At 30.7% G+C, this 20,667-nt stretch carries 19 protein-coding genes; 11 read left to right on the top strand and 8 right to left on the bottom strand.

The genetic code is table 11. The features are described 5' to 3' along the window. The first annotated feature begins 80 nt into the window (after nucleotides 1-80). Complete coding sequence (locus ACTTAO_RS06475; RefSeq protein ID WP_440691526.1) at nucleotides 81-2,018, top strand: ribonucleoside-diphosphate reductase subunit alpha; 1,938 nt, start codon at nucleotides 81-83, stop codon at nucleotides 2,016-2,018. After that, on the top strand, nucleotides 2,009-3,022 hold the full coding sequence (locus tag ACTTAO_RS06480; RefSeq protein WP_440614253.1) for a ribonucleotide-diphosphate reductase subunit beta: 1,014 nt from the start codon (nucleotides 2,009-2,011) through the stop codon (nucleotides 3,020-3,022). Before ACTTAO_RS06475 ends, ACTTAO_RS06480 begins: the two co-directional genes overlap by 10 nt. Before the next feature lie 14 nt (nucleotides 3,023-3,036). On the opposite strand, the gene ACTTAO_RS06485 is transcribed toward ACTTAO_RS06480, so the two are convergent. Genes ACTTAO_RS06485 through ACTTAO_RS06500 form a run of 4 tightly spaced genes read right to left on the bottom strand, consistent with a single transcriptional unit; the run spans nucleotide 3,037 to nucleotide 7,278 of the window. Continuing rightward, nucleotides 3,037-4,161: a bifunctional 2-methylcitrate synthase/citrate synthase gene (locus ACTTAO_RS06485; protein ID WP_440691528.1), complete on the bottom strand. Its 1,125-nt coding sequence runs from the start codon at nucleotides 4,159-4,161 to the stop codon at nucleotides 3,037-3,039. Continuing rightward, a complete protein-coding gene (gene prpB / locus ACTTAO_RS06490; protein WP_440651517.1) occupies nucleotides 4,161-5,057 on the bottom strand; it encodes a methylisocitrate lyase in 897 nt (298 codons plus the stop codon). Before prpB ends, ACTTAO_RS06485 begins: the two co-directional genes overlap by 1 nt. Further along, nucleotides 5,057-6,559, bottom strand: coding sequence for an MmgE/PrpD family protein (locus tag ACTTAO_RS06495; RefSeq protein WP_440691529.1), 1,503 nt, complete (start codon nucleotides 6,557-6,559; stop codon nucleotides 5,057-5,059). Before ACTTAO_RS06495 ends, prpB begins: the two co-directional genes overlap by 1 nt. 53 nt (nucleotides 6,560-6,612) lie before the next feature. Next, the gene (locus ACTTAO_RS06500) at nucleotides 6,613-7,278 is read right to left on the bottom strand and encodes an HAD family hydrolase (RefSeq protein ID WP_440691530.1); all 666 of its coding nucleotides are present in this window, start codon (nucleotides 7,276-7,278) and stop codon (nucleotides 6,613-6,615) included. A gap of 69 nt (nucleotides 7,279-7,347) precedes the next feature. On the opposite strand from ACTTAO_RS06500, the gene ACTTAO_RS06505 reads away from it, so the two are divergent. The 9 genes from ACTTAO_RS06505 to rpsD are packed head-to-tail and all read left to right on the top strand — an operon-like array spanning nucleotide 7,348 to nucleotide 17,223. Beyond that, nucleotides 7,348-7,971, top strand: a complete 624-nt coding sequence (locus ACTTAO_RS06505) for a DapH/DapD/GlmU-related protein (RefSeq protein ID WP_440691531.1) — start codon at nucleotides 7,348-7,350, stop codon at nucleotides 7,969-7,971. Nucleotides 7,972-7,974: 3 nt separating this feature from the next. Beyond that, the gene (gene glmS, locus ACTTAO_RS06510; protein WP_440691533.1) at nucleotides 7,975-9,795 is read left to right on the top strand and encodes a glutamine--fructose-6-phosphate transaminase (isomerizing); all 1,821 of its coding nucleotides are present in this window, start codon (nucleotides 7,975-7,977) and stop codon (nucleotides 9,793-9,795) included. Between the two features lie 35 nt (nucleotides 9,796-9,830). Next, on the top strand, nucleotides 9,831-11,210 hold the full coding sequence (locus ACTTAO_RS06515) for a class II 3-deoxy-7-phosphoheptulonate synthase (RefSeq protein ID WP_440651512.1): 1,380 nt from the start codon (nucleotides 9,831-9,833) through the stop codon (nucleotides 11,208-11,210). Nucleotides 11,211-11,249: 39 nt separating this feature from the next. Further along, complete coding sequence (nadE, locus tag ACTTAO_RS06520) at nucleotides 11,250-11,987, top strand: NAD(+) synthase (protein ID WP_440691534.1); 738 nt, start codon at nucleotides 11,250-11,252, stop codon at nucleotides 11,985-11,987. 45 nt (nucleotides 11,988-12,032) lie between these two features. Next, a complete protein-coding gene (gene cysS / locus ACTTAO_RS06525) occupies nucleotides 12,033-13,388 on the top strand; it encodes a cysteine--tRNA ligase (RefSeq protein WP_440691535.1) in 1,356 nt (451 codons plus the stop codon). Beyond that, nucleotides 13,385-14,986 (top strand): citramalate synthase, encoded by a 1,602-nt coding sequence (gene cimA, locus ACTTAO_RS06530; RefSeq protein WP_440691536.1) that lies wholly within the window; start codon nucleotides 13,385-13,387, stop codon nucleotides 14,984-14,986. The genes cysS and cimA overlap by 4 nt, the downstream gene beginning before the upstream one ends. Before the next feature lie 2 nt (nucleotides 14,987-14,988). Next, nucleotides 14,989-15,852, top strand: coding sequence for an urea carboxylase-associated family protein (locus ACTTAO_RS06535; protein WP_440691537.1), 864 nt, complete (start codon nucleotides 14,989-14,991; stop codon nucleotides 15,850-15,852). Further along, nucleotides 15,852-16,565: an RNA methyltransferase gene (locus tag ACTTAO_RS06540; protein WP_440691538.1), complete on the top strand. Its 714-nt coding sequence runs from the start codon at nucleotides 15,852-15,854 to the stop codon at nucleotides 16,563-16,565. The genes ACTTAO_RS06535 and ACTTAO_RS06540 overlap by 1 nt, the downstream gene beginning before the upstream one ends. A gap of 40 nt (nucleotides 16,566-16,605) precedes the next feature. After that, nucleotides 16,606-17,223 carry a 30S ribosomal protein S4 gene (gene rpsD / locus ACTTAO_RS06545; protein WP_440691539.1) on the top strand — a complete coding sequence of 206 codons (618 nt, stop codon included), beginning with the start codon at nucleotides 16,606-16,608 and terminating at the stop codon, nucleotides 17,221-17,223. A 9-nt stretch (nucleotides 17,224-17,232) separates the two neighbouring features. On the opposite strand, the gene grxD is transcribed toward rpsD, so the two are convergent. Genes grxD through purQ form a run of 4 tightly spaced genes read right to left on the bottom strand, consistent with a single transcriptional unit; the run spans nucleotide 17,233 to nucleotide 20,667 of the window. Continuing rightward, the gene (gene grxD, locus ACTTAO_RS06550) at nucleotides 17,233-17,565 is read right to left on the bottom strand and encodes a Grx4 family monothiol glutaredoxin (RefSeq protein ID WP_262589070.1); all 333 of its coding nucleotides are present in this window, start codon (nucleotides 17,563-17,565) and stop codon (nucleotides 17,233-17,235) included. Then, the gene (locus ACTTAO_RS06555; protein WP_440691540.1) at nucleotides 17,565-17,795 is read right to left on the bottom strand and encodes a BolA/IbaG family iron-sulfur metabolism protein; all 231 of its coding nucleotides are present in this window, start codon (nucleotides 17,793-17,795) and stop codon (nucleotides 17,565-17,567) included. The genes grxD and ACTTAO_RS06555 overlap by 1 nt, the downstream gene beginning before the upstream one ends. Then, a complete protein-coding gene (gene purL / locus ACTTAO_RS06560) occupies nucleotides 17,795-19,987 on the bottom strand; it encodes a phosphoribosylformylglycinamidine synthase subunit PurL (RefSeq protein ID WP_440691541.1) in 2,193 nt (730 codons plus the stop codon). The genes ACTTAO_RS06555 and purL overlap by 1 nt, the downstream gene beginning before the upstream one ends. Beyond that, on the bottom strand, nucleotides 19,984-20,667 hold the full coding sequence (gene purQ, locus ACTTAO_RS06565) for a phosphoribosylformylglycinamidine synthase I (protein WP_440618325.1): 684 nt from the start codon (nucleotides 20,665-20,667) through the stop codon (nucleotides 19,984-19,986). Before purQ ends, purL begins: the two co-directional genes overlap by 4 nt.

A 20,667-nucleotide genomic window follows, 5' to 3' on the forward strand; every position in this document is an offset into this window, starting at 1 on the left:
AACGTTTATTTAGTATACTTAATCAAAGCGCCTACAACATATAGTTGTTTTCGCAAAACTAAAATAATATAATAATAAATATGAACAAGATTCTATCTCTAGCCCTCAAGAAAGCTGTCTCCGAATATAGCCCAGAAGTTAAAGAAGTTTCAAAAGCTAATAAGCCTGATTTATTTTCTTTAAATAATGAAACAGAATTATTTCAAAACGATAAAGGTATAATAATTAAAATTGATCGTTCTAAAGATTCAAATCTTACTGATTTTGGTAAAGCAACTTTAAAAGATAGATACCTTGGTTTAAACGAATCTTATCAAGATTTATTTGCAAGAGTAGCAAGCACTTATGCTGATGATAATTTACATGCACAGAGAATTTATAATTACATAAGTAATCTTTGGTTTATGCCAGCAACACCAGTTTTATCAAACGGTGGAACCAAAAGAGGTTTACCTATTTCATGTTTTTTAAATGAAGCATCTGATAGCTTAGGTGGAATTTTAGATCTTTGGAGTGAGAATGTTTGGCTTGCTGCAAAGGGTGGAGGAATTGGAAGCTACTGGGGTAACCTAAGATCTATTGGAGAAAAAATTGGTAGAGTTGGAAAAACTTCAGGAATAATTCCTTTTATTAAAGTAATGGACTCTTTAACAATGGCAATTAGTCAAGGTTCATTAAGAAGAGGCTCTGCTGCTTGTTATCTTCCAATTGATCATCCTGAGATAGAAGAGTTTATTGAAATGAGAAGACCAACCGGTGGAGATCCAAATAGAAAAGCATTAAATTTACATCATGGTGTTTTAGTTTCAGATGCTTTCATGAGAGCAGTTGAAACAGATGAACAATGGGCATTAAAAAGTCCAGCAGACGGAACTGTTCAGCAAACTATTTCTGCAAGAAATTTATGGATAAGATTGTTAACAGCTAGAATTGAAACAGGTGAACCTTATATAATTTATATAGATACAGTTAACCGACAAATTCCTCAGCACCATAAGTTAGCAAATCTTACTGTTAAAACTTCTAACTTATGTAGTGAAATAACTCTTCCTACAGGAATTGATAAAGACGGAAGAGATAGAACAGCGGTGTGCTGTTTATCATCTTTAAATTTAGAAAAATATGAAGAATGGAAAGATGATCCAGATATGATTAGTGATGTAATGAGATTTTTGGATAATGTGTTATCTGATTTCATTAATAAAGCTCCTGAACAATTTAAAGATGCCAAATATTCTGCTGAAAGAGAGAGAAGTGTTGGTTTGGGTGTGATGGGTTTCCATTCTTTCTTACAGAAAAATAGAATTCCACTTGAGTCTGTAATGGCAAAATCATGGAATAAAAAAATATTTAAAAACATTCACGAAAAAGTTAATCAAGCTTCTAAAGATTTAGCTGAAGAAAGAGGAGCGTGTCCTGATGCTGCAGAGTATGGTTATCAAGAAAGATTTTCTAATAAAACTGCAATTGCACCAACAGCATCAATTTCTATTATTTGTGGAGGAGCTTCCCCAGGAGTAGAGCCTATTGCAGCAAATAGTTATACTCATAAAACTTTATCTGGTTCATTCAATGTGAGAAACAGATATCTTGAAGAAATACTTGAAAGTCACGGTAAAAATGATGAGGAAACCTGGTCTAGTATTACTACAAACCAGGGCTCAGTTAACCATTTAGACTTTTTAACTGATTTAGAAAAAGATGTATTTAAAACTGCATTTGAACTTAACCAAAGCTGGATAATTGAATTGAGTGGAGATAGAACTCCTTTTATTTCACAAGCTCAATCAGTTAACTTATTTTTACCTGCAGATGTTCACAAAAAAGAATTACATAAAATTCATTTTGATGCGTGGAAGAAAGGTTTAAAGAGCCTTTACTATTGTAGATCAAAATCAATTCAAAGAGCTGAGAATGTTAACGACTCTAAGTCAACAGACATCATGGCTAATGTGTATAAAAATAAATCAACCGAAAATAGTGAACCAGAGTACGAGGAGTGTTTATCATGTCAGTAGCAGAAAAAGTTAAGTCAGAAATTATTCAACCACAAAAAAACAATAATGGATTGCTTGTTGCAAACCCAGTTTACAAACCTTTCAGATATCCATGGTGCTATGATGCATGGTTAACACAACAAAGAATTCACTGGTTACCAGAAGAAGTTCCACTTGGAGATGATGTGAGAGATTGGCAAAAAAATCTTTCAACTTCAGAAAAAAATCTATTAACACAAATTTTTAGATTTTTTACTCAAGCAGATGTCGAAGTTAGCAACTGTTATATAAGACATTACATGAATGTATTTAAACCAACTGAAGTATTAATGATGATGTCTTCTTTTGCTTCAATGGAAACTGTTCACATTGCTGCTTACTCACATTTGTTAGATACAATTGGTATGCCAGAGTCTGAGTATTCAGCATTCATGAAGTACAAAGAAATGAAAGATAAATACGATTACATGCAAGGTTTTGATGTTAAATCAAATCATGATATTGCAAAAACAATTGCTGTATTTAGTGCTTTCACAGAAGGTCTTCAGTTATTTGCAAGTTTTGCAATTTTGTTAAACTTCCCAAGACATAACAAGATGAAAGGAATGGGTCAGATTGTTACTTGGTCTGTGAGAGATGAGACATTGCATTGCAATTCGATGATCAGATTATTTAAAGATTTCATTAAAGAAAATCCTGAAACATGGACACCTCAATTGAAAAAAGAAATTTACGAAGCTTGCAGAACAATTGTTGAGCATGAAGATGCTTTTATTGATTTGGCTTTTCAAATGGGTCCTATGGAAGGTTTGACTGCAGATGATATTAAAAAATATATTCGATTTATTGCAAATAGAAGATTAGATCAATTAGGATTAGAAGCGATCTATGACATTGATAAAAATCCATTAACTTGGTTAGATACAATGTTAAATGCTGTAGAGCACATGAACTTCTTTGAAGGAAGAGCTACAGAATATTCTAAAGCATCAACCCAAGGAACTTGGGCAGAAGCATTTAGTTAATAAATATAACAGTATTATCTGTAATTTAATTCCATTACTTTTCGATGCTTGCTACCTTTATATTTAGCAAGCGGTCGAATAAGTTTGTTGGCAGCATGTTGTTCCATAATATGTGCTGACCAACCAGTAATTCTAGAAATAACAAATATAGGTGTGAAAAAATCTGTGTCAAAACCCATTAAATGATACATCGGACCAGTAGGGTAATCGACATTAGGGTGGATATTTTTCTTTTTGATCATTACTTTTTCAACGATGTCATAAATCTTTTCAAACTTTTTATCTTTTTTAAGTTTAGCAACTTTACCAAAATAATTTCTCATAGTTGGAACTCTAGAATCTCCTGATTTATAAACTCTATGACCAAAGCCCATAACTACTTCTTTATTTTTAAGAGCGTTATTAATCCATTTTAGAGCATATTCTGGTTTTTTAATTCTGTTCATCATGTGCATTACCTCTTCATTTGCACCACCATGCAATGGACCTTTCAAACTAGCAATTGCACCAGTTATTGCTCCATGAATATCAGATAAACTACTTGTAATTGTTCTAGCAGTAAAAGTTGAAACATTGAAACTATGTTCAGCGTACAATATTAGAGAAACATCAAATGCTTTAACAATTTCTTTTTGAGGCACTTTTCCAAAACACATATAGAAAAAGTTTTCTGCAAAAGTTAAATTCTTTTTAGGTTTAATTATTTTTTTACCACTTCTAATTCTGTAAAAAGCAGCAAGAGCAGTAGGAGTTTTTGCAAAAATTCTTAATGCTTTTCGCATATTGGCTTCTGGAGTAGAGTTAGATGTTTCTTTATCTTCTAATCCCATTACACTAACAGCTGTTCTTGCAACATCCATCGGATGAGATTTTTTTGGCATGTGTTTTATAATTTCATATAAATTTTTTGTAAGCTCTCTATTATTTCTCTCCTCTTTTTCAAATTGTCTTAATTGAATAGTGTTAGGTAGATCTTTGTTTAAAATTAAATAAGCGACTTCCTCAAATCTGCAATATTCACATAAATCTTGAGCAGCATAACCTCTATATGTCAGAGAGTTAATCTCCGGCATAACTTTTGAAACTTCAGTTTCATCTACAACAATTCCAAGTAAACCTTTTTTAATATCATCACTCATTATTCATGTCCTTCTGTACTAAAATTATAAATTTTTTCATCTAAAGAATTGTATTTTTCGTATTCTACCAATTCATACAATCTTTTTCTTGTCTGCATCTTATCTATTATATTATTTTGATGTCCATTTGCATAAATGTCTCTTAATCCATCTTCAACATTTTTCATTGCTAGCCTTTGTGTAGTTACTGGATATATAACAATATTATAGCCAAGGTTTTCTAACTCCTTATAATTAAATAACTTGGATTTACCAAATTCTGTCATATTAGCTAACAAATAACATGAAAGTTCTTTTCTTACTTTTTCAAAATCTTTTTCATCATGTAAAGCTTCAGGAAATATAATTTCAGCTCCAGCATCAATATACGCTTTACATCTATCAATCATTTTATCAATTCCCTCAACACTTTTTGCGTCTGAACGTGCTATAATCTTAAAATTTTGATCTTTTTTTGTAGCCACACATTCTTTTATTTTTGAAACCATGGCCTCTGTTGAAACAAGTTCTTTATTATCTAGATGCCCGCATCTTTTTCTTTCAATTTGATCTTCCAAATGAACACCAGTTAATCCAAACTCTTCAAAAGTCTCTATAGTTTCTTTACAAGATTTAAATCCTGTATCTATATCAACTATTGTTGGAAGATTTGTTACCCTAGATATTAAATAAGATCTGGTACTCACATCTTGAAGTGTTGTTAAACCAATATCAGGAAAACCAAGATCATTAGCCATAACACCTCCTGATACGTAAACTGCATCATAACCAATTTCCTCAATCAATTTAGCTGTTAGAGGATTGTAAGCTCCAGGAACCCTCAGAATTTTATTTGATTTAAGTTTTTGGTCAAAATCTATTCTTTTTTGGCTTGGTTCTTTTTCAACAAAGTGCATTAAAAAATTCCTTTTTTCAAATTTCTTTTTAACTTACTTTTTTTAATCTCAATATTTAGTTTATCTAATTGTCCAGCTTTTAAGTTTTTTAGATTTTGAACATTTCTTAAAAAACGATCACTCTCTTTTTTATCTAAAATGCCATCTGTTAGAGTTAAAAATTTATTTATATAATTCTCTCTTTTAAATGGTCTTGCTCCATATGGATGAGCATCAGCTTTATCTAGTTCCTCAGTTACTTTTTTCCCATTGTTCAGTGTAACAACAACTTTTGCTCCAAAAGATTTCTTTTTTGGATCTGGATCATGATATTTTTTTGTCCATTTTTTATCTTCATAGGTTGTTATTGAATTCCATATCTTAATAGTACTTTTTCTATTAGCTCTTGATTTTGTATAAGATTTTACATGATGCCAATCACCATCTTCTAGAGCGACTGCAAAAATATACATTATAGAATGATCCAATGTTTCTCTACTTGCATTTGGATCCATTTTTTGTGGATCATTTGCACCTGTTCCAATTACATAATGTGTATGATGACTAGTATGAATATCTATTTTTTTGATTTGATTTAAATTTGGTATTTTAGTTTTTAATTTCTTTGCAAGATCTATTAAAGCCTGAGATTGATACTCTGCAGAATATTCTTTTGTATAAGTTTCTAATATAGCTTTTTTAGTTTCTCCTTTTTTAGGTAATGGAACTTTATATTTTGCTTTTTTTCCATCAAGTATCCTTGCAATTACACTATCTTCACCTTCATAAATTGGACTTGGAGCACCTTCACCTCTCATAACTCTATCAACAGCTTCTATGGCTAGTTTCCCTGCATGTGCAGGTGCGTATGCTTTCCAGCTAGATATTTCTCCTTTTCTAGATTGTCTTGTAGAAATAGTTGTATGTAGTGCTTGCTGAACTGCTTGATAAATTGTTTCAGTATTTAATTTTAACATTGATCCTAAGCCTGCAGCAACACTTGGACCAAGGTGAGCAATGTGATCTACTTTATGTTTATGTAAACAAATCCCTTTAACTAAATTTACTTGAACTTCGTATGCCGTAATAATACCTCTTAATAAATCTAAACCACTCTTTTTATTTTGTTGAGCCACACTTAATAGTGGGGGAATATTGTCACCAGGATGACTATAATCTGCAGCTAAAAAAGTGTCATGAAAATCAAGTTCTCTTACAGCAGTTCCATTTGACCAGGCTGCCCATTCACAATCAAATTTTAGTTTTGAATTAACTCCAAAAAGAGTTGCTCCATTTTTTCTAGAATGCTTCAAAGCCATCTCTCTTGATGAAATAACGGGTTTTCTATTTAAAGAAGCAATAGCAACTGAGGCATTGTCAATAATTCTATTGATTACCATTTCAATTGCTTCTTTGTTTAGTTTAGAGTTATCACTTGCAATTTCTGCAATTTTCCAGGCAAGTTGTTTTTTCTTGGGTAAATGAATTTTAGATGGAAAAACTTTAACTGTATGTAGTAACAAAATAACTCCTTATAAGTAATTTTGTTTTAATAGCTAAAATAAATTAATCAATATTAAAGATATTCAGTTATGATTTTTTCTATACCAACATAATCTTTTATTAGGTGATTATGGTAGATTTCGTCAGATTTTTTTTCAGTATATCCATACTTTAACAATATCATTGGAATATCAGCTGCTTTCGCTGAGTTTGCATCAGTTTCGCTATCTCCAATCATAATAGATTTTTTTAAATCACCATCTAGAATTTCTATAACTGTAGTTAAGTGTCTAGGATCAGGCTTACAATAATCAAATGTATTGTGCCCCGCTACATATTCAAAATAATCATAAATGCCAATTTTTTTTAAAAGATCAACAGCAAGATGCTCAGTTTTGTTAGTACAAACAGCCATTGAGATATTTTCATTTTTACACCAATTTAAAAAATCTTTTACCCCATTTATTAAAGTACTTTTATTATAAATATTTTTTCCATAGAAAGACAAAAATTCATCAGTCATTTCGTTTTGAATTTTTTCATCAAACCATTTCCATTTTCCATATGATTTTTGCATCATCGCCTTAGCCCCTTGTCCAACTGCATTTTTTAATTCAACAATAGTTTTTGTTGGATAACCAAACTTTTTCATCACATGATTATGAGCAAGTATTAAATCTGGTGCTGTATCTACTAGAGTGCCATCTAAATCAAACAATACTGTAAATTTTTGTTTCATATCAAAAGTATTTTAAAGAAATAATTTGTGAATTAATAAAGATATATACTTAATGTAAAGAAAATCTAGATGAATCAACCAATAAATCATAATAATCAAAATAAACTTCGAAATAAATTTTTAAAAGCCGGTGTTAAAATGACAGGTCCAGAAACTATTTTTTTTTCAAATGATACAAAAATTGGAAAAGGAGTTGTAATTGAACCATATGTAGTAATTGGATCTAAAGTTAAAATTGGAGATAATGTAATTATAAAATCATTTTCACATCTTGAGTCCTGTAAAATTGAAAATAAAGTTGAGATAGGCCCTTACGCAAGAATTAGACCAGACACAATTCTTAAAGAAGGTTCAAAAGTAGGTAATTTTGTAGAAATTAAAAAATCAACTGTTGGAAACAAATCAAAAATTAATCATTTATCTTATGTTGGAGACAGTGATATTGGTAAGATGGCAAATATTGGTGCAGGAACAATTACTTGTAATTATGACGGTGTAAAAAAAAGTAAGACAGTAATTAAGGATAAAGTATTCATAGGATCAAATTCATCTCTAGTAGCACCTGTAAAAATTGACAAAGAAAGTATTGTTGGTGCAGGATCTGTAATAACAAAAAATGTTAAAAAAAAATCTCTAGCACTAACCAGATCTGTACAAGTGGAAATTAAAAATTATAAAAGAAAGACAAAATAAATTATGTGTGGAATTATAGGAATATCTAGCAATAAATCTGTTTCTGCAAATATAATAAATTCTTTAAAAAAACTTGAATATAGAGGTTATGACTCTGCTGGGGTTGCAACTTTATTTGATGGTCAGTTAAATGAAGTTAAATCTGAAGGAAGAGTTGATAATTTAGAAAAAAACTTTGATCTAAAATCTTTAAATGGAAATATAGGGATAGGCCATGTCAGATGGGCTACTCATGGAGTTCCAAATAGTATTAATGCCCACCCGCATTCATCAGACAGTGTATCAGTTGTTCATAATGGAATAATAGAGAATTCAACAATTCTTAAAAAACATTTAATTAACAAAGGTCATACGTTTAAATCTCAGACTGATACCGAGGTGATAGTTCATTTAATTACAGAAAATTTAAAAACTATGGAACTTGAAGAGGCAATAACCAAAACTTTAAAACAACTTCATGGAAGTTTTGCATTAGGTATAATTTTTAAAGATATGTCTGATTTGATTGTAGGGGCGAGAAGAGGATCACCATTAGCTGTTGGTTATGGTCCTAATGAAAATTACTTAGGGTCAGACTCTTATGCTTTAAAATCAATGACAAATAAAATTACTTATCTTGATGATGGAGAGTTCTGTATTGTTAAAAAAGATCAAGTTCATTTTTATAATGAGGTTGGCAAGAAAATTAATAAAAAAATTTTAGAATTATCATCTAATGAGTCAAGTTATGACAAAGGTGACTTTAAACACTTTATGGCCAAAGAAATAGAAGAGCAGCCTGTAACAATTAAAACAGGAATTAAAGAGTATTTAGATAGCGTAAATAATGAGATAAATATTTTCAATTTTCCTTGGAAAATTAACGAAATTAAATCAGTTACTTTAATTGGCTGCGGCACTGCTTACCATTCTTGTTTAATGGCTAAATATTGGTTTGAAGAATTAACATCTTTAGATGTAAATATCGATATAGCTTCAGAGTTTAGATATAGAAAAAATAGATTTAAAAAGGATAGTTTATATATTTTTGTTTCACAATCAGGTGAGACTGCGGATACTTATGCAGCTTTAGATCTTTGTAACAAAAATAATATGAAAACATGTGCTGTAGTTAATGTAATTGAAAGTTCTATAGCAAGAGACTCAAATTTTGTTTTGCCAATTCATTGTGGACCCGAAATTGGGGTTGCGTCTACAAAAGCTTTTTTAGGTCAAATACTTGTTTTATATATTTTAGCTTTAAAAATTGGATCTTTGTCTGGTGAAATTGATAAAAAAAATTATCAAGAAAAAATTAAAGATCTTAAAAACTTACCAAGCTTAATAGAAAAAACTTTATTAATAGATAATGATATTCAAGCAATATCTTCAACATTCAATGAAGCTAAAGGATCTATGTTTCTTGGAAGAGGTTTCTCTTTCCCAATAGCTTTGGAAGGAGCATTGAAACTAAAAGAATTATCTTACGTTCACGCTGAGGGTTATCCTGCGGGAGAAATGAAACATGGACCACTAGCGCTGATAGAGGAAGGAATGCCAGTAGTGGTTTTAGCTCCAAGAGACAATTACTATAAAAAAACAATTTCTAACATGCAGGAAGTTATAGCAAGAGGTGCCAAAGTACTTTTAATTACAAACAAGAGCAAGGATGAAATTGTTTCAGAGAATATTTGGGAAACTATTGAAGTTGAAAATACCAATGATGATCTATTGCCATTCCTTTTAACAATTCCACTACAAAAGCTTGCTTATTATTCAGCTTTGAAAATGGGTTATGATATAGATAAGCCAAGAAACTTAGCTAAATCCGTCACAGTTGAATAAAGTTTAAACTCTGCTAAAACACCCCTAGGTTGAATATGAAAAATTGGAAAAAAAATAGTTGGAGAAAATATCCGGTTAAACACATACCGGAATATCCAGATAAAAAAGAACTTAATAAAGTTTTAGATAAAATTGGAACTTTTCCTCCTTTAGTATTTGCTGGAGAGACTAGGCACTTAAAAGATCAATTAGCTGATGTTGTAGATGGAAAAGCATTTTTACTTCAGGGTGGAGATTGTGCAGAAAGTTTTGCTGAATTTAACCCTGATAATTTAAGAGATACATTTAAATTAATTTTACAAATGTCTTTAGTTTTAACTTATTCAGCTTCATTACCGGTCGTTAAAGTTGGAAGAATTGCTGGTCAATTTTCAAAACCAAGAAGTTCTCCAGTTGAAAATAAAGATGGTGTGGAGCTTCCTAGTTATTTAGGTGATAACATAAATGGAATGGAATTTACCGAAAAAGCGAGAATTCCTGACCCAAAAAGATTATTTAAAGCTTATTCTCAGTCAGCGTCAACCCTTAACCTTATAAGAGCATTTTCAAAAGGAGGTTTTGCAGATTTGAACAAAGTTCATTTATGGAATTTAGGCTACATTAAAAAAAGTCCAGAAGCAAAAAAATTTAAAGATTTAGAGGATAAAATTGCAGATGCCATAGCATTTATGAGAGCGTGTGGAATTACATCAGATTTTAACAATAGATTATACACTGTGAATTTTTGGACTTCACACGAAGCGTTATTGTTACCTTTTGAAGAAGCAATGACCAGAACAGACTCTACTACAGGTGAGAACCATGATACTTCAGCTCATTTTGTATGGATAGGAGACAGAACAAGACAGCTTGATGGAGGACATGTAGAGTTTTGTAGAGGGATTGAAAATCCTATAGGTATTAAATGTGGACCAACTTTAAAACCAGATGATTTGATCAATCTTTGTAACAGAATCAATCCAAAAAACGAAAAAGGTAAGATAACTTTAATTTCAAGATTTGGAGCAGATAATGTTTCAAAATTTTTACCAAAATTAATTAGAGCAATAAAAAAAGAAGGATTGAATGTAATTTGGTCTTGTGACCCATGTCATGGAAATACAATTAAAGCTGCAACAGGTTTCAAAACTAGACCATTCAACAGTGTACTAAATGAAGTAAAAAATGTTTTTGCATGTCACCAAAGTGAAGGAAGTTATGCAGGAGGTCTTCATATTGAGTTAACTGGTCAAGATGTAACTGAATGTATTGGGGGAGCACAAAAAATTTCTGAAGAAGATCTTTCATCAAGATATCATACTCATTGTGATCCTAGGTTGAATGCTAATCAAGCTTTAGAATTAGCTTTTATGATTTCAGATGAGATTAAAAAGAATAGCTCATATTCTAAAAATGCAGATAGAGCGGCATCTTAAGACATTGTAAAATCTCTATAATAAAATATTTTATAAAATATGAACGTCTCTGAAAAAGTTAAGTTTATATCTAGTTGGATTAAAAACTATGTAGACAATATGCCTTCAAAGGCCGAGTCTCTTGTTATAGGAATATCCGGAGGTATTGATTCATCCGTTTCTAGCACCTTAAGTGCTATGACGGGTTTAAAAACAATAGTTTTGTCGATGCCAATTAAACAAAAATCACATCAACATGATCTAAGTTTAAAACATCAGGAATGGTTAGTAAAAAATTTTAAAAATGTTGAAGCGCATACAATTAATTTAGATGAATTGTTTTTGGCATTTAGCTCAAGTTTATCTAAATTTGAAAATGAGCATGGAATGGCAAATTCTAGAGCAAGATTAAGAATGACTACTCTTTACCAAGTTGCTGCAGCTAATAAAGGAATAGTGGTTGGAACTGGCAACAAGGTTGAAGACTTTGGTGTAGGATTTTACACAAAATACGGAGATGGAGGCGTAGATATTTCTCCGATAGCAGATTGTAATAAAACTCAGGTTTGGGAACTCGGCAAAGAACTTGGTATATTAAATGAAATTATTGAAGCAGCACCTACTGATGGTTTGTGGGATGACGGTAGAACAGATGAAGGTCAGCTTGGGTTAAAATATGAAGAACTTGAGGAAGCTATGGATAATCCTAAATCTTCCAATAGAGCAAAATACGAAACCATTAGAAAACAAAATTTGCATAAAATGGAGCCTATTCCAGTATGCAAAATTCCAAATTAATCAAATAGATTCACAAATCTATAATTTAAGTATATTTCTAAAATTATGAGTAATGATATTTTTTTAACAAACAATCTTACAAACAAAAAAGAAAAATTTGTTCCAATAGATGAACAAAATATAAGAATGTATGTTTGTGGACCAACAGTTTATGATGATCCTCATATTGGAAATGCAAGACCAATAGTTGTTTTTGATATCCTTTATAAAATTTTTAAGAAAAAATATTCAAAAGTTACTTATGTTAGAAATATTACAGATGTAGATGATAAAATTATTAAATCTTCAAAAGAAAATAACATCTCAATTTCAGAGTTAACAAATAAAGTTACGGAAAGTTTTGGTGAAGATTGTAATTATTTAAATTGTGAAATACCAACTCATCAACCTAAAGCAACCGAAAATATTGATTTGATGATTGAAATGGTTTCTGAATTAATCAAAAAAGGTTTTGCTTATGAGAATAACAACCATGTTTATTTTGAGGTTAAAAAGTTCAATGATTATGGTCAGCTATCAAACAAAAAACTAGAAGACCTAATTGCTGGATCAAGAATTGAAATAAGTGAAAATAAAAAAAATTCAGAAGATTTTGTTTTATGGAAGCCATCAGCAAGTGATGAACCTTCTTGGGATTCTCCATGGGGAAAAGGAAGACCTGGATGGCATTTAGAATGTTCAGCAATGTCAAAAAAATTTTTAGGAGATGAGTTTGATGTTCATGGAGGTGGTATTGATTTAATATTTCCCCATCATGAAAATGAAATAGCGCAATCAAGATGTGCTAATAGTACAAAAGTATTTGCTAATTTTTGGTTGCACAATGCTTTTATTACTATGTCCAATGAGAAGATGGCAAAATCTCAAGGTAACATTTTAAAAATAAAAGATTTTAGAAATAAGATAAGTGGCCAGGTTTTAAGATTAGCTTTAATGAGTGCGCATTATAAACAACCATTAGATTGGAATGATAAACTTTTAGAAGATTGTCAAAATACTATTAATAAATGGTACAATGTTTATGTAGATAGTAAAAATTATGCAGATATCTCGGATGAAATTCGTCAACCTCTGTATGATGATTTAAACACACCAGGTTACATAGCAAATTTACACAAATTATATGAAAAAGCACTAAAAGGTAATGACAATGATAAAGCTTTATTTGTTTCTGCTTGTCAGTTCGTAGGACTTTTAAACCAAAATAAAGATGAGTGGTTAAGTTTCAAAATGAGCAAAGCTTCTATTTCAGAAAAAGAAATTTTGCAGAAAATTGACGAAAGAAACAAAGCTAGAGAGAACAAAAATTACGAGGAAGCTGACAAAATTAGAAATGAGCTTTTAGACAAAGGTGTTTTAATAGAAGATAAAGATGGTAAAACGACTTGGAAATTTAAATGAGTAAAGAACAACTTTATATTTTTGATACAACATTACGCGATGGTGCACAGACGCAAGGTGTTGATTTTTCCATTGATGATAAGAAGAAAATTTCATCAGCATTAGATATGATGGGTGTTGATTACGTAGAAGGAGGTTGGCCAGGCGCCAATCCAACAGATACAGAATTTTTTAATAAAGATCATAATTTTAAATCAGCAAAATTAACTGCATTTGGCATGACAAAAAAATCAGAACATAGTGCTGAAAATGATCCAATGTTATCATCATTAATTAATTCAAAAAGCTCAGCGGTTTGTTTATTTGGAAAATCATGGGATTTCCAAGTTAAAGTTGCCTTAGGAATTACTAATGAACAAAATTTAATCAACATAAGCGAAAGTACGAAGCATATTGTTAAATCAGGTAAAGAATTTATGTTTGATGCAGAACATTTCTTTGATGGTTATAAATCTAATCCAGAGTATGCATTGTCATGTTTGAAAGCTGCTTATGATAATGGAGCTAGATGGATTGTATTGTGTGATACTAACGGCGGAACACTTCCACATGAAATTTCTAAAATTGTAACTGAAGTAAGCAAATATATTCCAGGAAATAACTTAGGAATACACGCTCATAATGATACTGAAAATGCAGTAGCAAATAGTCTTGCTGCAGTTCAAGCAGGAGCAAGACAGGTTCAAGGAACTATAAATGGATTAGGAGAAAGATGTGGTAACGCAAATTTAATGTCTTTAATACCTTCATTTTTTTTAAAGAAAGATTTTTCAGACAAATTTGAACTTAGTATTAAAAGAGAAAATTTGAAAAATTTAACTCAATGCTCAAGATTGCTAGATGAAATATTAAATAGAAAACCTAATAAACATTTGCCTTATGTTGGTGCCTCAGCTTTCTCACATAAAGGTGGCATGCATGTATCTGCAGTTCAAAAGGACCCTAAAACTTATGAGCATATAAATCCTGAAGAGGTTGGAAATTCTAGAAATATTGTAGTTTCAGATCAATCAGGACAATCAAACATAATGTCTAGATTAAATTCAATTGGAATTAACGTTGAAAAAAGTGACCCAAAAATTAAAAAACTTTTAGATGAAGTTAAAGATAGAGAATTCATTGGTTATAGTTACGATGGTGCTGACGCGTCTTTTGAATTATTAGCTAGAAGACTAATGGGTGAAATACCAAGATATATTTCAATCAATGAATACGATGTTTCTGTAAAGAAAGATAAAACTGGAGAGATTATATCATATGCTAAAGCTCAATTAGAAGTGGACGGAGACAAAATTTTATGTGAAGGGCAAGGAAATGGACCTGTTAACGCTTTAGATAATGCAATTAGAAAGAATGTAAATAAGCTTGCAAAATATTCAGAGTATTTGAAAGATTTAAGGCTTGTTGATTATAAAGTTAGAATTTTAAATACAGGTACAGAAGCAGTTACAAGAGTTAGTATTGAAAGCACAGATGCAAAAGGAGTGAACTGGTTCACAATTGGAGTATCACCTAATATAATTGATGCTTCATTCAAGGCTTTAGTGGATAGTTTAGATTATAAATTATATAAGGATAAAGCGCCTGGAAGTTTATAAAAATGAAAATTAAAAAATTTTCAGAAAAACCATCAGATATCGATAGTAGAATAGGAGCAAAGCCTATAGTTTGTTATCCAAATACCACTATTGAAGATAAAAATTTAAGTATTTTGCATTCAGCAAGAGAGCATTTGGTTAAAAAAAATGAAGTAATCATACCTCCAAGAGACGCGAAAACATTTGAGGTTAAATTTGGGGAGTTTTTCAGAATTGAAAGTGTCGATGGCCCACAGGTAGGAGATCTAAATTTATTTAATTTAAATAATCTAGAGGAAAAATTTTATTCAGGAAAAACAAGAGCTTTATATGGAACCCATCTCTCTGTTGGAGACAAAATGTTTAGTAGTTTTCCATATCTAAGGTCTTTGGCTACAATAACTTGGGATACTTTGGATTGGTATGATTATGATAAAGACGGTGGTTCTGTTCATGATGTAATTGGTACTAGATGTGATCCTTATACTTCTAAACTTTTAAGTGATAATGATTACCACTATTGCTGTCATTCAAATTTAACAAGAGCATTAGTTAAAGAAAAAAATGTTCAATTAGATTATGCAGAAAAAATAGTTCATGATGTATTAAATGTATTTATGCTTACTGGTTTTACTAATGATACTAAACAATACTTTATGAAAGCTAGTCCAGTTAGACCAGGGGATTACCTAGAGTTTTTTGCTGAAACAGATATATTAGGAGCTCTTTCTGCTTGTCCAGGAGGAGATTGTGGATCAGAACACTCTTCTGATGTTGCAAAATGTTATCCTTTAAAAGTTACTATTTGGTCAGTAGATCCTAAATATTTAAACAATATCAAACCTTCTGTTACTTCTAACTACAACAGAAATCATGGCATTGATTAATGTCAGTTAATAATATTTCTTTCATTTTACATAAGCCTCAGCTTTCAGAAAACATTGGAGCTTGCGCAAGAGGAATGAAAAATTTTAATTTTCAGAAATTAGTTGTTGTAGATCCTAAACCAATATTTCCTAACGATAAAATTTTAGCAACTTCTGTTGGTGCAAAAAATATTATTAATAAAGCAAAGAGTTATGAAAATTTGGAGAAGTCTTTAAAGGATATTGATATAGTTATTGCAACATCCGCGAGATTTAGAAACAAAAACATAAAGCATATTCAATTAGAAGATTTAAAAAAAATTAATTATAAAAAAAAGATAGCTTTCCTATTTGGATCAGAAGCTTCAGGTTTATCCAATAATGAAATTAGTTATGCCAATTATACCCTTCAAATTCCAACAAATCCTGATTTTAAGTCATTAAACCTCTCTCATAGTTTGATAATCATTGCTCAATATGTATCAAGTATTCTTTATTCAAAAGTGTCCTCTTTTAATAAATCAAATAAGGTAAAATCTGCTTCAAAAAAAGATATTGTTGCTATGGCTAATTTATGTATCCAGAATCTGGAGGAGATTAATTTCTTCAAATCAAAAGAGAAGAAGCCAATAATGCTTGAAAACTTAAGAAATATCTTTTACAGAATGGAATTATCAGCTAAAGAAACGCGTATTTTATCGGGTGTATTTGCTAGTTTAGGTAAAAAACGTTGATTGACAAAAGTAAGAGTAAGTTTATAAAGCCCACTATTAAATGACAAAAAGATTAAACTCTAAACATAAAGTAGACAGAAGATTAAAAGTTAACCTATGGGGTAGACCAAAAAGTCCTTTTAATACTAGAGCATATGCACCTGGTCAACATGGTCAAACAAAAACATCTAAGCCTTCAGATTATGGAATTCAGCTACAAGCTAAGCAAAAGTTAAAAGCATATTACGGAAATATTAACGAAAAACAGTTTAGAAATATTTACAAAAAAGCAGTTATGCTTAAGGGTGATACAGGTGAAAATTTAATCGGTCTTTTAGAGAGAAGACTAGATGCTATTATTTATAGAGCAAAGTTTGCAACTACTATTTTTTCAGCTAGACAATTAATCAATCACGGTCATGTTAGAGTAAATAGCAAGAAAGTTAATATTGGAAGCTATTCAGTAAAAGAAGAGGACACAATTGAAATTAGAGATAAATCTAAACAATTAGCAATTATTGATATCGCTCTAGCAAATAAAGAAAGAGAGACACCAGAATACATCCAAATGGATGAAAAGAACAAAAAATTGAAATTTGTAAGAATTCCTAAATTTGAAGAAGTTCCTTATCCAGTAATAATGGAACCTAATCTTGTAATTGAATACTACTCTAGATAATTTCTAAATTTAATTTTTAAAGTTAATACCTTTATCCTCAAGAACTTTTTTAAGTTCTCCGTTTTCGTACATTTCTTTTACGATATCACATCCACCAACAAATTCTTTTTTAATATACAATTGAGGAATTGTTGGCCAATCACTGTAAACTTTAATACCTTCTCTAATGTTTTGATCTTCTAAAACATTTACTCCTTTAAAATTTACTTCAAGAATTTTTAACATGTTTGAAACAGCCATTGAAAAACCACACTGTGGAGCATCTGGAGTTCCTTTCATAAATAAACAAACATCATTGTTGTCTATATGATTTTGAATTATATTTTTTGTATTATCGTCCATTATTGCTCCTTTGTTTTAATTGCTAGGGCATGTAATTCATTTCCCATACGTCCTTTTAGAGAATTATATACCATTTTATGTTGTTCAATTTTACTTTTTCCTGAAAATTGAGAAGAAGTCACAGTCGCTGAATAATGATTTCCATCACCTGCTAAATCTTGTATCTCTACAACAGCATCAGGCATTGCTTCTATAATTAAACTCTCAATTTCTTTTAAATCCATTGCCATTAGTTACTCATATAATTTGTAAGCCACTTTGTATTTGAACTTGTTAATTCGTCAATTGTAACTTTTGTCTTATCATCAAAATATAGTTCATTTTCACCGATTGTACCAAGTTCGTCAAAATGAACAGCGTTTTTATTTAATATATCTGTGACTTTTTTTAAATCTTTTTTACTAACCTCAATAATGTAACGCCCTTGATCTTCACCAAAGAAATATTCCAATTCATTAATTAAATATTTTGGTTTATTTAAATTTATTCCTTTATTACCTTTGATGCACATTTTGGCTACCGCTGTAATAATTCCACCTAAAGAAACATCATGAGCACTTTTGATCAGATTACTTTCGATAAGTTTCAATACAGTTTCTCCATTATTTTTTTCATTAAATAAATTTATTTCAGGAGGAGGACCATTTTTTTCATCTAATATATTCCTTGCAAATAAAGTTTGATCTAAATGTCCCTCTGTTTTTCCGATAACCAAAACCACATTATTAATCTCTTTAAAATCCATAGTAATCATTTTACTATAATCCTTTATCAAACCCACACCTCCAATAGCAGGAGTTGGCTTTATACCTTCATCTTTAGTTTGATTGTAAAAAGAAACATTTCCTGAAACTACTGGGAATTTTAAATATTCGCTTGCTTCACCAATTCCTTGAACACATTCAACAAACTCACCCATATTCTCTTCATTTTCAGGGCTTCCAAAATTTAAACAATTAGTAATAGCTATAGGTTTTGCACCAACAGCAATTAAATTTCTAAAACTTTCACAAACAACTTGTTTTCCACCAGTAAGTGGGTGAGCCCAACAATATACAGCGGAACTGTCGACTGAAGCAGCTACAGCTTTATTTGTTCCATGCACTCTCACAACTCCCGCATCTCCACCTGGTTTTTGAATAGTATCCCCCATAACCGTATGATCATACTGCTGCCAAATCCAATCTTTGCTACAAATATTTGGATTTGCTAAAACTTTTTTTAGAACATCTATAATTTTGAGATTTTTTAAATCTTCTTTTTTAATTTTATTCTTTTTAGGTAGCTTTGCTTTTTTCCATTTACGGTCGTACATAGGTGAATTTTCGACCAATGTATTTACAGGGATGTCCGCTACCTTTTCATTGTCAAAGTAAAGTTGTATTTTTTTTGAATTAGTAGTTTTGCCAATTACTGCAAAATCTAAATTCCATTTATCAAATATTTTTTTTGCTTGTTTTTCTTTTCCATTTTCTAAAACAATTAACATTCTTTCTTGGCTTTCAGAGAGCATAATTTCATAAGGTGTCATCTTAGTTTCTCTACAAGGAACTTTGTTTAGATTTATTTCAATTCCAAGATTTCCTTTTGATGCCATTTCTATACTTGATGATGTTAATCCAGCAGCTCCCATATCTTGTATAGCTATAATTGAGTCTCCAGCCATTAATTCCAAACAAGCTTCCAGTAAAAGTTTTTCAGTAAATGGATCTCCAACTTGAACAGTGGGTTTCTTTTCCTCTATTTTGTCATCAAAACTTGCTGAAGCCATGCTGGCTCCATGAATTCCGTCTCTACCTGTTTTTGAACCAACATAAATAACTGGCTTATTTAAACCAGCTGCTTTTGAGTAAAAAATCTTATCTTTTTTAACCAATCCCAAGGTCATTGCATTAACCAAGATATTTCCATTATATGAACTATCAAAACTTGTTTGTCCTGCAACAGTTGGAACACCCATACAATTTCCATATCCTCCAATTCCATGAACCACACCTCTTAAAAGATTTTTTGTTTTTTTGTGTTGAGGGGAACCAAAATGAATCGAGTTCAAATTTGCAATAGGTCTAGCACCCATTGTAAATACATCCCTCATAATCCCACCAACACCAGTTGCTGCACCTTGATAGGGTTCAATAAAAGATGGGTGGTTGTGGCTTTCAATTTTAAATACAATGGCATCATTATCTTCAATATCAATAACACCTGCGTTTTCCCCAGGACCTTGAATAACTTTTTTTCCTTTTGTTGGAAGTTTTTTTAAATGAAGCCTTGAAGATTTATATGAGCAATGCTCATTCCACATTGCAGAAAAAATACCAAGTTCAGTGATATTTGGTGTTCTTTTTAATAATTCACAAATTTTAGCATATTCATCTTTTTTTAAACCATGATCAATAGCTACTTGTTCGTTTACTATCATTTTAAATTATTAATTAAATTATTAAAAAAAATTGAACCATCTTCTCCTGATAAACAATTATCAATCATTCTTTCAGGATGAGGCATCATACCTAAAACATTTTTTTCTTTATTAAAAATACCTGCAATATTTTTAATTGAACCGTTTGGATTGAATTGTTCTTCTATTTTTCCATTTTCATCACAATAATTTATTGCAACTTGTTCATTATCTTCAATTTCTTTTAATTGATCTTTGGTACAAAAATAATTTCCTTCATTATGAGCAATATGAAATTCCAAAACATCATTTTTAATATTATTAAAATAATTATTTGTTTTGTTGTTAATTTTTACGAATACATTTTTGCAAATAAATTCTAAATATTTATTTCTTAATAACACACCGGGAACTAGTCCAGTTTCAACTAATATTTGAAATCCATTACAAATTCCCATTACCATACCACCAGAGTTAGCAAAATTAATGACTGACTTCATAATTTTAGACTTAGACGCCATACTCCCACATCTTAAATAGTCACCATATGAAAATCCTCCTGGTAATACAATCAAATCACTTTTTGGAAGTTCAGCATCATCATGCCAAACCATTTTATTCTTAAATCCAAATTTTTTTAAAGCAACATCCATGTCTCTATCGCAATTGGATCCAGGAAAAGTAATGACAGATGATTTCAT

It is taken from the genome of Candidatus Pelagibacter sp. HIMB1782 (assembly GCF_052047475.1).
Classification (GTDB): Bacteria; Pseudomonadota; Alphaproteobacteria; order Pelagibacterales; family Pelagibacteraceae; genus Pelagibacter.